Source organism: Arthrobacter sp. 10L424, assembly GCF_056395325.1.
The window spans coordinates 42,921-57,151 of record NZ_JBFTJH010000007.1 but is presented as its reverse complement, the minus strand read 5'-3'; the positions used below and the strand labels follow the sequence as shown (position 1 = coordinate 57,151).

Annotated in this window: 14 protein-coding genes; 7 read left to right on the top strand and 7 right to left on the bottom strand. The window is 68.3% G+C overall.

Annotated features, from left to right (window positions below; all coding sequences use genetic code 11):
- Nucleotides 1-22: 22 nt before the first annotated feature.
- The 3 genes from AC1DC5_RS13230 to AC1DC5_RS13220 are packed head-to-tail and all read left to right on the top strand — an operon-like array spanning nucleotide 23 to nucleotide 2,990.
- Nucleotides 23-1,153, top strand: coding sequence for a Gfo/Idh/MocA family oxidoreductase (locus tag AC1DC5_RS13230; protein ID WP_476865458.1), 1,131 nt, complete (start codon nucleotides 23-25; stop codon nucleotides 1,151-1,153).
- On the top strand, nucleotides 1,153-1,947 hold the full coding sequence (locus AC1DC5_RS13225) for a TIM barrel protein (RefSeq protein ID WP_476865457.1): 795 nt from the start codon (nucleotides 1,153-1,155) through the stop codon (nucleotides 1,945-1,947). The genes AC1DC5_RS13230 and AC1DC5_RS13225 overlap by 1 nt, the downstream gene beginning before the upstream one ends.
- Complete coding sequence (locus tag AC1DC5_RS13220) at nucleotides 1,944-2,990, top strand: Gfo/Idh/MocA family oxidoreductase (RefSeq protein WP_476865456.1); 1,047 nt, start codon at nucleotides 1,944-1,946, stop codon at nucleotides 2,988-2,990. Before AC1DC5_RS13225 ends, AC1DC5_RS13220 begins: the two co-directional genes overlap by 4 nt.
- Before the next feature lie 107 nt (nucleotides 2,991-3,097).
- Here the strand turns inward: AC1DC5_RS13220 and iolB are convergent, their stop codons facing one another.
- From iolB to AC1DC5_RS13205, 3 genes are all read right to left on the bottom strand, one after another.
- Nucleotides 3,098-3,994, bottom strand: coding sequence for a 5-deoxy-glucuronate isomerase (gene iolB / locus AC1DC5_RS13215; RefSeq protein WP_476865455.1), 897 nt, complete (start codon nucleotides 3,992-3,994; stop codon nucleotides 3,098-3,100).
- 105 nt (nucleotides 3,995-4,099) lie between these two features.
- Complete coding sequence (locus tag AC1DC5_RS13210; protein WP_441404898.1) at nucleotides 4,100-4,840, bottom strand: GntR family transcriptional regulator; 741 nt, start codon at nucleotides 4,838-4,840, stop codon at nucleotides 4,100-4,102.
- A 178-nt stretch (nucleotides 4,841-5,018) separates the two neighbouring features.
- Nucleotides 5,019-5,807: a gamma-glutamyl-gamma-aminobutyrate hydrolase family protein gene (locus tag AC1DC5_RS13205; RefSeq protein ID WP_476865454.1), complete on the bottom strand. Its 789-nt coding sequence runs from the start codon at nucleotides 5,805-5,807 to the stop codon at nucleotides 5,019-5,021.
- Nucleotides 5,808-5,860: 53 nt separating this feature from the next.
- Here AC1DC5_RS13205 and AC1DC5_RS13200 point away from each other — a divergent pair, with 53 nt between their 5' ends.
- On the top strand, nucleotides 5,861-6,361 hold the full coding sequence (locus tag AC1DC5_RS13200; protein ID WP_476865453.1) for an SRPBCC family protein: 501 nt from the start codon (nucleotides 5,861-5,863) through the stop codon (nucleotides 6,359-6,361).
- An 8-nt stretch (nucleotides 6,362-6,369) separates the two neighbouring features.
- On the top strand, nucleotides 6,370-7,503 hold the full coding sequence (locus tag AC1DC5_RS13195; protein ID WP_476865452.1) for an LOG family protein: 1,134 nt from the start codon (nucleotides 6,370-6,372) through the stop codon (nucleotides 7,501-7,503).
- A 4-nt stretch (nucleotides 7,504-7,507) separates the two neighbouring features.
- On the opposite strand, the gene AC1DC5_RS13190 is transcribed toward AC1DC5_RS13195, so the two are convergent.
- Both AC1DC5_RS13190 and AC1DC5_RS13185 read right to left on the bottom strand, forming a co-directional pair.
- The gene (locus AC1DC5_RS13190; protein WP_476865451.1) at nucleotides 7,508-8,416 is read right to left on the bottom strand and encodes a matrixin family metalloprotease; all 909 of its coding nucleotides are present in this window, start codon (nucleotides 8,414-8,416) and stop codon (nucleotides 7,508-7,510) included.
- Nucleotides 8,416-9,573, bottom strand: coding sequence for a VIT1/CCC1 transporter family protein (locus tag AC1DC5_RS13185; protein ID WP_476865450.1), 1,158 nt, complete (start codon nucleotides 9,571-9,573; stop codon nucleotides 8,416-8,418). Before AC1DC5_RS13185 ends, AC1DC5_RS13190 begins: the two co-directional genes overlap by 1 nt.
- A 274-nt stretch (nucleotides 9,574-9,847) precedes the next feature.
- Here AC1DC5_RS13185 and AC1DC5_RS13180 point away from each other — a divergent pair, with 274 nt between their 5' ends.
- Nucleotides 9,848-10,081: a hypothetical protein gene (locus AC1DC5_RS13180; RefSeq protein WP_476865449.1), complete on the top strand. Its 234-nt coding sequence runs from the start codon at nucleotides 9,848-9,850 to the stop codon at nucleotides 10,079-10,081.
- A gap of 183 nt (nucleotides 10,082-10,264) precedes the next feature.
- Here AC1DC5_RS13180 and AC1DC5_RS13175 read toward each other — a convergent pair whose 3' ends face one another.
- On the bottom strand, nucleotides 10,265-11,788 hold the full coding sequence (locus AC1DC5_RS13175) for a sodium:solute symporter family protein (protein ID WP_476865448.1): 1,524 nt from the start codon (nucleotides 11,786-11,788) through the stop codon (nucleotides 10,265-10,267).
- Nucleotides 11,789-12,094: 306 nt separating this feature from the next.
- On the opposite strand from AC1DC5_RS13175, the gene AC1DC5_RS13170 reads away from it, so the two are divergent.
- A complete protein-coding gene (locus tag AC1DC5_RS13170) occupies nucleotides 12,095-12,670 on the top strand; it encodes a helix-turn-helix domain-containing protein (RefSeq protein WP_066433908.1) in 576 nt (191 codons plus the stop codon).
- A 141-nt stretch (nucleotides 12,671-12,811) separates the two neighbouring features.
- Here AC1DC5_RS13170 and AC1DC5_RS13165 read toward each other — a convergent pair whose 3' ends face one another.
- On the bottom strand, nucleotides 12,812-13,636 hold the full coding sequence (locus AC1DC5_RS13165; RefSeq protein ID WP_476865447.1) for a DUF559 domain-containing protein: 825 nt from the start codon (nucleotides 13,634-13,636) through the stop codon (nucleotides 12,812-12,814).
- Between the last annotated feature and the right edge of the window lie 595 nt (nucleotides 13,637-14,231).

The window sequence follows — 14,231 nt, the reverse complement described above, 5'->3', positions numbered from 1 at the left end:
CGATTCCCGAAAGGACAAGCCTTTGGCTTACCTGAACCGCAACCCGTCCGACGCCACCCAGCCCGTCCGGATCGGACTGATCGGCTCCGGCTGGATGGGCGCTTTTCACGCCGAGAGCATCGCCCGCCGGGTCCCCGGCGCCGAGCTCACGGCCATCGCCGACCCCAATGTTGAATCCGCCGCCGCGCTGGCATCCGCCCTGGGTGCCGGCAAGGTGACGGCCGACGCCGGCGACATCCTTGCCGACCCGGAGATCGACGCGGTGATCATTGCGAGCCCCGCCCGGTTCCACTCGTCGCTGATCGCCCAGGCCGCCGCCGCCGGCAAGCACGTCTTCTGCGAGAAGCCGGCCGGTCTTGGCCTCGACGAACTCGACGCCGCCTTGGCCGCCGTGGAGACGGCAGGGGTGCACTTCCAGATCGGGTTCAACCGCCGGTACGCGGCGGACTTCCAGGCGGCCAAGAAGGACCTCGCGGCCGGAACGGTCGGGACGCCGCAGCTGCTGCGTTCGCTGACGCGGGACCCGGGCACGGGAAGCATCCCGAACGCAGCCAGGGTCCCGGCCTGGACCGTTTTCCTGGAAACCCTGATCCATGACTTCGATACCCTCAACTGGTTCAACGAAGGCGCCGAGCCGGTGGAGGTCTACGCCATTGCCGATGCGCTCGTGGAACCCGGACTGCGCGACCAGGGCTTCCTGGACACGGCAGTTGTGACCATCCGCTACAGCAACGGCGCCATCGCAGTGGCCGAGGCAAACTTCAGCGCCCTCTACGGCTACGACATCCGCGGGGAGGTCTTCGGCTCCAAGGGCATGGTGCAGGCCGGGCGCGCCACGGAAACCGCGGCCCGCCGGTACACCGCCGACGGGATGTCGGCCGATACTCCCCGGCTGAACGTGGAGCTCTTCCGGCAGGCCTACACGGATGAACTCATCGACTTCGCTGAGGCCGTGCGCGCTCGGCGCGACGGCCGCAGTGGCGATGCCGCGCCGTCGTCGGCGGCTTACTCACTCACGCCGGGGGCAGCGGACGCCCGGCGGGCGCTGGCCGTGGCCCTGGCCTGCATCGAGTCGGTCAAGCGCGGGACCCCAGTGCGAGTCAATACAGCGGCCGTCAACCCAGCGGCCGTCACCGAGACGGCAGTCCTCTGATGCGTCTTGCCGTCTGCGCGGAGATGGTCTTCACGGACCTCCCGTTCACGGAGCGGGTGCGCCGGATCCACGAGGCCGGCTTCGACGTCGAACTCTGGGACTCGCGCACCAAGGACATCGGTGCGCTGAAGGCCACCGGGGCGGTGTTTTCCTCCATGACCGGATATACCGCCGGCAGCCTGGTGGATCCCGACACGGCTGACGAGGTGGTGCGGACGGCGGAGTCGCTCATCCCCACCGCCCTGGAGCTCGGCGTGAGCCGGATGGTGGTGCACCCGGCTGAACTCATCGACGGCCAGGCGGCCCGCCCGGTCTACCGGGCCACCGGCCAGATGTGGGCCACCGGGGCCCGGACCCTGGAGCGGCTCGGCAAGCTCGGCGAGAGGAACGGGGTGACCTTCTGCCTCGAGAATCTCAACACCATCCTCGACCACCCCGGCATCCCGCTGGCCCGCGCCAAAGACACCCTGGCGCTGGTTCAGGCCGCCGGGCACCCGAATGCCAGGCTCATGCTGGATCTCTACCACGCCCAAATGGGGGAGGGGAACCTGATCGAGCTCGTCCGGAACGCACTGCCGTACCTTGGCGAAATCCAGGTGGCGGATGTTCCCGGGCGCTGTGAACCCGGCACCGGGGAAATCAACTATGCGGCCGTCGCCAGGGCGCTCGCGGAGGCCGGCTACGACGGTACCGTGGGCATGGAAGCCTGGGCCAGCGGTGACAGCCATGCGTCCCTCGAGGCCTTCAGGGCAGCATTTACCGTGCCCGCACTACACACGGGAGCTCAAGTATGAAAGACGTTATCCTCGGACTGGTCGGCGTGGGGCGGATCGGCGTCATGCACGCCAACAACACCGCCTCGCTCAACGACGTCCTGAATCCGCAGGGCATCAACGTCCGGCTCCGGCTCACGGACGTCGCTGAAGACCACGCCCGGTCCATAGCCGCCGGGCTCGGCGCCGAGTTCCTGCCGTCCGTGGAGGCGCTCCTCGTCTCCGGGCTGGATGGCCTCGTCATCGCCACGGGAACCGGAACCCACCCGGACCTGATCAAGGCCGGGGTGGACGCCGCGATTCCGGTCTTCTGCGAGAAACCCGTGGCCCTGAACGTGGCGGACGCCCTGCCCGTGCTGGAGTACATCCGGGACCGGCAAGGCGTGGTGCAGATCGGCCACCAGCGCCGCTTCGACGCCGGCTACCAGGAGGCCCGGCGCGCTTACCAGGCCGGCGAGCTGGGCTGGATCCACTCCCTGCGCGCCGTCACCTGCGACATGGCGCCGCCGCCGGTCGAGTTCCTGGCCAGCTCCGGCGGGCTGTTCCGGGACTGCTCCGTCCACGATTTCGACATCCTCCGCTGGCTCACCGGCCGCGAAATCGTCGAGGTCTATGCCAAAGGGTCCAACAACGGGGACCCGGCCATCGGGGCGGCCGGCGATGTGGACACGGCCCTCGCGCTGGTGACGTTCGACGACGGCACCGTGGGCACGGTCTCGGCCACCCGCTACAACGGTGCCGGCCACGACGTGCGCCTGGAAATTCAGGGCTCGCGCAGTTCGCTTCTGGTCGGCCTGGACGACAAGACGGCGCTGGCCTCGGCCGAAGCCGGGGTTACCTTCCCAGCCGGCGAGCCCCACCGCACCTTCGCCGAGCGGTTCCACCAGGCCTACCGCTCCGAGATGGCCGCCTTCGTCGAGCTGATCCTGGGCCGCCGCGAGAACCCCTGCACCCCGGAAGACGCCGTGGCCGCCTCGCGCGTGGCGGACGCCGCCCAGGAATCCCTCGCCACCGGCGTGCCGGTCCGTGTGGTCCAGCCCGTGGCCCACCGCACGGGCGCCTGATCTGGCACTCCACCCCGGTTCCGTCGCCGGGGTGGAGCGCCGAAGACTAAAGAACCCCGAAGCCGTCAGGCTCCGGGGTTCTTTAGTCTTCGCCAGACTCTGCCGTTTCAGGCGCCGAACGGCAGCCGCGGGTCGAGATCCTGGCCCTCCCAGGTTTGGCGGATCCAGCCGTGATGCGGGTCGTCGCTGATCAGCCAGTCGCGGACCGGGCCGGGGCCCGCCATCACGTTGAGGTAGTACAGGTCGTAGCCCGGGGCCGCCATTGCCGGACCGTGCCAGCCGTAGGGCACCAGCACGACGTCGCCGGTCCGCACCTCGGCGGAAACGTCGATGGGCCGCTCGTCGGAGGCGTAGACCCGCTGGTAGCCGATCGCGTCCACCAGGCCCGGCCGCGCCGGGTGGCCCGGAGCGGCCCGGGTTTCGAAGTAGTAGATCTCCTCGAGATTGGTCTCGCCGTCCTTTTCCTCGTCGTGCTTGTGCGGGGGATACGAGGACCAGTTGCCGGCCGGGGTCAGGACCTCGCACACGATGAAGCGGTCCGCCTCCAGTGCCGCGGGCGTGCCGAAGTTGTGGACCTGGCGGGAGCAGTTGCCGGCTCCGCGCAGTTCCACCGGCGTCTCCGCGGCCGCGATGAGGCGGGTGGGGTAGGACGCTTTGGCGGGAGCGGTGGCCACGGCGACGCGTCCGCCGTCGGGCGACGTGATGGTCACGGCCTTTCCGGTGCCCGAATACAGGACGTCGCTGGGACCGCTGAAGACGCTGTCCCGGCCGGCCAGCCGGTATTCCTCGCCCTCGACCGACACGGTGAAGGAGCCGTTGAGCGGGACCACAATGCGTTCCTCATCCGCGGCGGGAAGTTCGACGGCGGCCGCCGCACCCAGCGTGGCGACCTTCAGGCCGGTGTGGGCCCATCCCTCCACCTCAAGAGTGGAATCGGCGGTGCCGAGCGAGACGTCCCATTTTCCCTGGGTGGCGGCGCCAAGCGGATAGACCCAATTGGCCATGAGTTCTGCCCTTTCGTTGCCGTGCCGGAGGGGCGGCGCGGATGTATGCGGGGTGGCGGGATCAGGACGGCCGGGGAGTGCCCGGGAGCCCGGGACGGGCAGCGTCTACCGCTGGACCAGCGTCATCTCGAAGCTGTAGGAATCGGCACGGTAGACGTGGTGGCCGGTCTCTACCTGGCGTCCGGTGTCATCCACTGCGGTGCGCTCCATGGTGACGAGGGCCGAGCCGGGGGTGGTCTCCAGGAGGGGCGCCTGGTAGTCGTTGGCGATCATGGCGCCGATCCGCTGTGAGGCGAGCCGGAAGTTCACGCCGCCGTTGCGCAGGATCCCATAGAGGCCCTGGGAGCCCAGGAGCGCCTCGTCGATGGCGGTGATGTCATCGCGCACCCAGTTCTCCATCAGCGCCAGCGGTTTTCCGCCGACCTTCCGGAGCCGGGTGAAGTGGTAGACCTTTGCGCCGACGGGAAGCTGGAGCGCCGCCCGGGTGGCGGCGTCGGCCTCATCGTGGGAGAAGCTCAGCACCTCCGTGGTGGGCTTGCTGCCGTTGTTGCTGAGGTCATCAAAGAGGCTGGACAGCTCAAGGGGGCGCCGGACCTGGCTCGAAACCACCTGCGTGCCGACGCCGCGCTTGCGCACCAGCAGGCCCGAGCGGACCAGTTCGTCCATGGCCTTGCGCATCGTGGGGCGGGAGAGGTTCAGCTGCGCGGCAAGGTCGATCTCGTTGTCGAGCCGGCTGCCCGGGGGAAGCACCCCGCCGTGGATCGCGGCCTCGATGCCCTGGACCACCTGGTGGTAGAGCGGCACCGGAGAGGACCGGTCAATGTTGAGATTGAGCTGATTAGCCACTTTTTGCATCGCCACTGTTGAAGCGCTCCCTTGTGCCCCGGACCGGAAACCCGGTACGGCCGCCGATCGTTCGTCGGCGTATGTTTTTTGCAGCTGTATGTTCTCTTGATAGGACATACTGCCTAAGTAGATGGTATCAGGGGACGTCCGGGGATGTCAGGAGCCAATACGCGCGGATTTACCGGCGCCGGCAAATGTCGACAAAGGCCCGGAACGGGGTGAGCCGTTCTTCGGCCGGGAGTTCCAGCGCCTCGGGATGCCACTGCACTGACGCGACCCAGCGACCCGGGTCCTCCAGCGCCTCGACGGTCCCGTCTTCGGCAACCGCTGTCACCACGAGTCCTTCGGCGACCCGGGCCACTGCCTGGTGGTGGCCGGAGGCAATCTTGACCGTGATGGTTGCGGCGCTGCTCCGATCGCTGAGATTCCCCGTCGCGCCGTCCCCAGGGCCGCCATACAGTCCAGCCACCTTGGTTCCGCCCTGCACCTCGACCTCGTGCCACGCCCACGGGCCGGCGCCCTGCACGGGCGTGGGCTCCCGGTGCGCCACGGTCCCCGGATCCATGTCCTGGATCAGCGTTCCGCCGTAGAGGACGTTGAGCAACTGGTGCCCCCGGCAAACGCCAAACACCGGCACCCCGGCGTCGATCGACCGCCGCGCCACCGCCAGGTCCAGCTCGTCCTGGGCATGGCTGACGTCGTAGCAGGCATCACCGGGCACCTCGCCGTAGAGCCGGGGGTCCAGGTCGCCGCCGCCCGGAAGGACGACGCCGTCGAGCGCCTCGAGAGGCTCGTCCGGTGACGTGAGCAGGACCGGTTCGCCGCCGCCGTCGCGCACCAGGTCCACAATGTAGTCGAAGAGCCCATTGGCCTCCGCCACCCGCGGATCGGGGTCCGTGGAACTGCTGAGCCGGACGGGAATGCCGATGCGGGGCCGGCTGCTGCGGGGGAGGGGCGGAGTCTGCATGATTTATTTTGCACCACAATTTCCGCCTCACAACGCAGGGCTAGGATTGCCGGATGACCAACAGATATCTCGTGTCCCGCAGCCGCTTCATCGCGGCCGCTCCGGAGGCCATCTTCGAGGTGCTCGCCACCCCCGCACTGCACAGCGTGATCGACGGTTCCGACACCGTTAAGGGTGCCCAGCCGCGCGGCCCCGAACGGCTCGCGCTTGGGGCGAAGTTCGGCATGGAAATGAACATGAAGATGGACTACAAGATCCTCAACACGGTCTGCGAGTTCGAGGAAGGCCGGCGGATCGCGTGGCGGCACTTCGGCGGCCACGTCTGGCGCTACCTGCTGGAGCCTGCGGCGGACGCCGCAGGCAACCCCGGGACCCTCGTTACCGAGCAGTGGGACGCGCGGGAAGTGCGCGCCAGGATCCTGCTGCGCCTGGCCGGTTACGTCCGCCGCCACCCGGCCAACATCGAGCAGACCCTCGCCAAGCTGGACGCCTACATGAACTCCGGGGCCGCATCCGGCGCAGGGTCAGGTTCCGGCCCGGATCAACTCCGCTAGGCGCCCGGATGAGTGCCGCCCGCAGCCTGCACCCCAGTCCGCGCACGCTGGAGATCGAAAGCCTGGACGGCTTCGACCGGCTGGTCGCAGCCGGGGCGAGGTCCATGCAGGGCTGGCATGCCCAGTCGCTGGACCTGCGCGGACGGACGGCGCAGCTCGAGGCCATGCAGGCGCAGGGCGGAATTTTCCTCGGGTGCACCTTCGACGCCGGCGTGGAAGAATCACTGCGCAGCCGCGGCGCCCTCATCTTCCCCAAGCTTGAGGCAGTGCCGTTCAACCCTTACCGCGGGCGGCTTTACACCCCGCAGGAGCTCTACGAGGGAATCACCGAATCGCGCTATGAGGACACCCCGGACGCCAGGGTGTACCAGTGGAGTATCCGGCCGGGACAGCGCCATCGCCTGGACGCAACCCTGGCCGCGGCCCTGCACGACCATTCGATCGGCGATGCCCTCGATGAGCTGACCCGCTCGGAACTCTGCGCCGGCCGGACCATGGTGGGCGTGATGGGCGGGCATGCCGCGCACCGCGGTTCCGCCGTTTTCGAGGAGGCCGCGCTGCTGGGACGGCTCCTGGCGAGGGATGGCCGGGTGGTTGCCACCGGCGGCGGTCCCGGGACCATGGAGGCCGCCAACCTCGGCGCCTACCTGAGTGATGCCCCGGAGCAGGACTTCCGGCGGGCCCTGGACGACCTCGCCGCGGTCCCCGGATTCCGGCCCTCCGTCTCGGCGTGGGCGCGCTCCGCCGCCGCCGTCGTCGAACGCCACCCGGGCGGCACACCGTCGCTGGGCATACCCACCTGGTTCTACGGGCACGAGCCGCCGAACTTCTTCGCCACGCACATCGCCAAATACTTCGCGAACGCCATCCGCGAGGCCATCCTGCTGGAACTGTGCAACGGCGGCATTGTCTTCCTGCCCGGCTCCGGTGGCACGGTGCAGGAAATCTTCCAGGACGCCTGCGAGAACTACTACGGCACGCCGGAAACCATCATGCCGATGGTGCTGGTGGGGCACGAGCACTGGCTCCGGCGCTACCCGGCGTGGCACCTGCTGCAGAGCCTCGCGGCGGGACGGCGGATGGAGAGCAGGATCTTCCTGGTGGACACGGTCGAAGAGGCACTCGCCGTCCTGGACAGCTAGGCGCCTAGAGGTCCTTGCGGCACTGCGCCTTGCCGAGTTCGTACAGGCCGTTCAGGTCGCCGGCGGCCAGACCGTCCGGGGCGCCGATCTCCGGATACATGAGCTGCACCGGGTCGTTCACATGCTCCAGCCCCATCACGTGGCCGAGCTCGTGCAGGATCACCGCGGTGGCGTACGCTGCGCCGTCCGTCCGGCCCAGGTCCTCTGCGATCTGCGGGGCATCGAGTTCCAGGCTGCCGGTGACGAAGGTCTTGGGCCCGTCGCCGAAGCTGAAGTGGGTGCTGCCCCCCGTGCCGATCACCGGGCCCTTGAGCTGCGGCGCCTGGTCCGGGGTGGTCCACGCGATCAGCAGCGGCGCCCAGCGTTCCCCGTAAACGTCCTTCTGGTACGGGACGCGGGACTGGGAGGGCGCCTCGGTGGTCGCGCCGTCATTGACGAACTTAATGCCGGTCGCCCGGGACATCGTCCTGATCGCGTCCTCGACCAGACGCTCGGCACCCTCCGGAGCCAGTGCCGCGTTCACTACGTAGTGCAGCGGCCGGCACGGCGAATAGCCCACCGGGGTGCCATCGCCGTTCACGGCCAGGAACTTGTAGGAGCTGCTGGCAACGGCCGGTTTCTGCGGGTGTCCGAGCGGCTTGTCCTGCTCTTCGACGCCGGGCGGGGGAGTGTCTGTCCGCACCGCCTCCGCCGACGCCGGCTGGCCGGGCTGGCCTGCCATCGCCGTGCCCGGTCCGGTGCCGCGGCTGACTTCGAAGAGTCCGGCGAAGCGCGGGTCCCCATAGATGAAACCGGCGGCCAGGAATGCGGCGCAGGCAATCAGCGCTGCGGTCGCCAGGCCGCGGAAGATCCTCCACGTGGTGCGGGGGCGGCTGTGCCGCGGTGACCGGTCCCGGAACTCAGGACCCTCCACTAGGCGACCACGGCGCCGAAGGCCATGCCCAGCAGATACGTCACGCCGGCCGCGCCGATGCCGATCGCCAGCTGGCGGAGGCCGCGGCTCGCGGGCGAGGTGCCGGACAGCAGGCCTACGACGCCGCCGGTGACCAGGAGCGCCAGGCCCACCAGGACGGCGGAGACCACGAGGGCGGCAATTCCGGTCATGCCCAAGACGAACGGGAGGATCGGCACGATGGCGCCGGACGCGAAGAAGCAGAAGCTCGACGCCGCCGCGCTCCAGGCGGTGCCGACGGCTTCGTGCTCGTCCCGGGTTTCCGGGACCTCCGGCTGCAGGGAAAGGCTGGGATCGCAGTCGCAGTCCAGCAGGCCCATGCGCTCCGCGACGCGGTGTTCTGCGGCTTCCCGCGACATGCCGCGGGCAAGGTAGACCAGCAAAAGTTCGTTGTGTTCGATGTCCAGCGAGGGTGCGGCGGACAGGGTGATCTGGGTGGGGCGGGTCGCGGCCAGGAGTTCGCGCTGGGAACGCACGGAGATGAATTCGCCGGCACCCATGGACAATGCGCCGGCCAGCAGCCCGGCGACGCCGCTGAGCAGGACCACGGAACTGCCCACGCCGGAGGCGGCCATGCCCATGACCAGGGACAGGTTGCTGACCAGCCCGTCGTTGGCGCCGAACACGGCGGCGCGGAAGGTGCCGGCCAGCCGGTTGCGGCCACGGGTGGCGAGGCCCCGGACCACTTCCTCATGGATCTGTTCGTCGGCGACCATGGCCGGCGTGGCGGACGGGTCGGTGGCATACGGCGAGCGGCTTTCGGCCCGCTGGGCGAGGGCCAGGACAAACACCGAGCCGAAGTGGCGGGCCAGGAAGCCCAGCAGCTGGCTGCGGAGTGAGGCGGGGCGCGGGCGGCCCGTCTGGTCGCCGAGCAGCTGGAGCCAGTGGGCTTCGTGACGGCCCTCGGCTTCGGCCAGGGCGAGGAGGATGTCGCGCTCTTCGCCGCTGCGGTTCTGGGCCAGGTCCCGGTAGACGGCGGCTTCGGCCCGTTCGTCGGCGAGGTACTGCCGCCACCGCTTGATGTCCGCGGAGCTCGGCGCCGCAGCGGGAGTCTCGTGGCGGGGTGCCGGGCTCTGGGGTTCGGTGTTGAAGGGATCAGATGTGGCGTGCTGGGACACGGAAGCTCCTGGGCTTGAAAGGGCATGGTTCGGCCCCGTTGCGTCTCCAGCGTACCGCGAATTTCCGCGGATTTTCGGCTGGTGATCCTGTGTGGGGAGTTTAGGCCGACCGCAAAAAAGTACGGCGCCGCGGGGCAAGTCCGGGCCGGGCCGTAGCCGGACTTTCCCCGGGCCGTTGAGCCCTTGACCGTCCGGGGCCGCGGTGTTCGAATGAAACCCACGGCGGGTTCTCCGGAGCCTACTGCCGCCACCGAGGGCCTACGGAGGTTGCACCATGGACAACAGCGGATCCCATCCCGGCCAGCCGGCGAGGGACACGGTCGAATCTGATCCGGCCTATGACTACGCGGAGGACACCCCCGTCGATGCATCGGAGACCGAGGAGGAGGAACTGCTCGAAGAGGCCGATCGGCTGGTTCCGCTGGACAAGGACGATTTCCTCGGCGAGGACCAGCCGGTGGCGCCCCGGGACGGGGACGAATTCCGCCAGCCGGAGGAAGCGGAGTAAACGGCGCTCCCTAATGGACGTCGGCAGTTAAGGTATTTGGGACTGCCATTGGAACGACGTGTGGAACGACGACGGCGGCGCCTCCCGGAAGGGAAGCACCGCCGTCGTCGTTGGTTCAGTTGCCGTTGGGATCCGCAGCCCGGCGGGTCCCGCAGCGAACCGGGCGCTTGGCCCGCCAGGGTCCTAGTGGGTCAGGACAGGAACCTGTTCGTCCTCGGCAGCGCCGCCGGCCACCCGGCGGTGCCAGTTGGCCATGACCGCGGGATCCGTCGGCTTGGTCAGCAGCGAGACTGCGATGTAGACCACGGCGGAGGCCAGCAGGCCGAAGTAGATCGGCTCGTTGGCGTAGATGCCGTCCAGCGGCACCTCGGCGTTGATCTCGAGGATGATCATGGTGCCGAGGGTGATGACCGAGCCCACGGCCATGGAGGCGGCTGCGGCAACACCGGTGCCGCGCTTCCAGACCAGGCCGCCGAGGATGGCAACGAGGAGCCCGCCGACCAGGATGTCGTAGGCGATGGTGAGGGCCGCGACGACGTCCTTGGTGATGATGGCGATGACGATCGCCACGATGCCGAGCCCCAAGACCCACATGCGGTTGGCCTTGACGTCGTGCTCCGGGTTGTCCGTGTCATCGGTGTTGATATTCTTACCGAACCAGCTGGCGACGAACGGCAGCACGTCGGCGCGGGCCACGGTGGCGGCCGCGATCAGTGCGCCGGAGGCGGTGGACATCATGGCGGCAACGGCGGCGGCGAGGACGAGCCCGCCGATGCCGATCGGCAGGAGCTGCGTGGCAACTTCGGCGTAGACAACGTCCTTGCCGAGGGCCTTGACGTCGATGTTCGGCAGCGCGACACGGGCGCCGAGGCCGATCAGGGCGCCGGCAGCGCCGTAGAGGATGCAGTAGATGCCGGCGGTGGCGCCGCCCCAGCGGGCGACCGTGGGGGTCTTGGCGGTGAAGACGCGCTGCCAGATGTCCTGGCCGATCAGCAGGCCGAGAGTGTAGACCACAAAGTAGGTGATGATGGTCTGGACGCCGATGCCGTCAATCTGGAAGAAGCTGGCATCCACGCGGGCACGGATGCCCTCGAAGCCGCCGGCGGCGTTGAGCGTGAACGGCAGCATCAGCAGGAAGATGCCGACTGTCTTGATGACGAACTGGACCTGGTCGGCCAGGGTGATGGACCACATGCCGCCGATGGTCGAGTAGACCAGGACGATCGCGCCGCCGATGGCGATGGCAAGGGCGCGGTCCCAGCCGAAGAGCACCACGAAGATGGTGGCGTAGGCGCCGGTGGACGTGGCGCAGAGCATCAGCGTGTAGGCCAGCATAACGATGCCGGAGGTCTGGGTGGCGTGGCTGCCATAGCGCAGGCTCAGCATCTGGGAAACGGTGTAGATTTTGAGCTTCTGGATGGTGCTGGCGAACAGCAGGCTGAGCAGCAGCACGCCGACGCCGATCGCGACCACGAGCCACATGCCGGAGATGCCGAACTTGTAGCCCAGGCCGACGCCGCCGACCGTGGAGGCGCCACCGAGCACGACGGCGGCCATGGTTCCCGTGTAGAGGAACGGGCCGAGGCGGCGGCCGGCCACCAGGAAGTCGCTGTTGTTCTTGGTGCGGGACTTACCCCACCACCCGAACGCCAGCATGGCGACCAGGTACACCACCACAATGGCGATGTTGACGAAACGTGCATCCATTAAGGGCTCCTCAGAGCTGTTCGGAGCAGGGCTGAACCGGCCGGCGCTCAGCAGGGCGCCGGGGATCAGCTGCTTCTTGACGGGTACGGTGACTGACTGACTGCCGGCGGAAATGTCCCTTGGGTAAGGTGTCTTTTCGGCAGCTATTGCCTTATAGGCAACACTTGTTGCCAAACAGTATGTTGTGATCCGGGTAACAGTCAAGACGCATTACGCGTCGCGGGTGGATCCGGCGTCCACGACGGGCCGTCCCGCTAGTATTGCTCCAACGATGGGGCCGAGCGGCCGGCCGTGAAAGGTTCCTAAATGAAGGCTCTACCAGTAGAACCGAGCAACGTTCCCGTTGCCATCGGTTCCCGGATCCGCGCCGCCCGGCAGTCGCAGCGGCTCACCATCGAGCAGGTCGCCGACGCCACCGGGCTGACCAAGGGATTCCTCAGCCGGGTCGAGCGGGATCTCACCTCTCCGTCGGTGGCGTCCCTTGTGACACTGTGCCAGGTACTTTCCATTTCGATCGGCGACCTTTTTGCCGCCCCGGAAACGCATCTCACCAAAAAGAACGAAGGCCCGCGGATCTCGCTCGGCGGCGAGGGGATCGTTGAGCGGCTCCTGACCGCGCGCTCAGAGCGCCGCGTACAGATCATCCAGGCCGTGATCGAGCCCCGCGGCCGCGGCGAATCGGAACTCTACGCGGTGGACTGCGACGTCGATGTGCTCCACGTTGTCCGGGGCAGCATCCGGCTGATTCTCACCAATGAGGAATTCGAACTGCACACGGGGGACACCGTGACCTTCCCGGGCCGTGAGCCGCACACGTGGGTGAACCCGACTGACGACGCCGTCGAGGTCCTCTGGGTGCTGGTCCCCGCCGCGAGCCGCTAGGTTTCCGGGTCTGGTCTGGCCGGCGCCTTTGTGGCTGCGTTCCTGCCCAGTTACTCCCTTCCTGGCCGCCAGCAGCAGTTGGTAGTCCCCGGAATTTCGCTGGCTCCGCTTTGTGGGCGCCGGAGCAAATGGGAAGGGGCGTCAGCGCGCGGGCTGTGGACGCCGGCCCAGCATCGCCCGGATCTCGGCCAGGACGCGCTCCGGTTCGAACCAGATGTGCTCGGGCATGTACCGGAGCACGGCAAAGCCGCTCAGGGTTGAGGCGTTGTTGCGGCCCAGGTCCCGGCGTAGGGACTCGCGGCTGGAATGGAACGCGAAGCCATCCACCTCGACAATCAGATATCCCTCGATCAGGAAGTCGACCCGGCCGATCCCGGGCAGGTAGACCTGCGCGTCATAGCCAATGCCGTTGGACCGGAACAGGTGCTGGGTGTCGACCTCAACAATGGATTCAGCCCGCAAATCCAACTGGTGCAGCGCTTTCAGAGCCCGGCCGGACCGGTCTGCTGTGAGCTGGGCCTTCAACAGCTCGAGCGGGACGCCATGCAGGCGCATGGCAGAGGTGGCGATGGCTGCTGATGCCGGGGGAGCGAGGCAGGTCAGTGCATGCAGCACCACGTCCTCGATCCCGGCCAACGGCATCGTGGGATGACCGTCGAACCGGACCGTCCGGTGCCGGATGAAGCCATCCCCGCGGCCGTGGTTGCACGCGAGGTGGTGGCGGGCCGGGGCCTCTCGCAGCCAGAGACCGTAATGTCCCGCCGCGCTCGCGCAGCTGACCCGGGCGTTGTGCCGGATCGCGGCCCCGAACTCGGGTTGGCACTCGGGGAGGATAAAGACGCCGCGCCGGGGCTGGCAGACAACCGTGGCCAGCCGGGAAATGTCCGTCCGGGAGTAGCCGGCGGCCAACAGTTGCCCGGTCCGGGCGACGCCGCCGAGCTGGGTCAGGAAGTCCAAGGGGTCCATCCAGTCAGTACACGGCCGCGACGGCCTGGAAAGTGCCGGCGGATTGTGCTATCTGGATAAGTTACGCCCACAACTTCGTGGCTCGGTGCCCCTGGCCTGGCCCGGCCGCGGTCCTGCCCAGTTACTCTCAGCGGCACCGGCCCCAGTCCAACACAGCCCCCCGGTTTTCCGCGAAATCGCGCGGCGCGGGCGGCCTGCGGCTGGAAGTAACTGGGCTGGAGCGCAGGGCAACGGCTCGTCCAGGCCGTCGGCCGCCCTGGCGACCAGACCCAGCCAGCCCGAGGGATCGAGCCTGAACATGGGCTTGGCGGGTGCCCCAGAAATGTTCAATTAGATTAGCCGGACATTCGGCCGCGCTCCTGCCCAGTTACTCGCCGCAGTACCGGGGCAAGGGCAAGTGCAGCCCCCGGTTTTCCGCGAAATCGCGCGGCGCCGGCGGGTTGCGAGCGTAAGTAACTGGGCAGGAGCGTCAACACCGCCCACCTCGGTCCATCGCCGCCTGCCCGCCAGTCGCTCGCGGGCCGCCCGCCCGCCTGGCCCCGCCGCCACCAGGCTTGGCGCACAAGTAAACATTTGATGCACAAGAGACAACTTC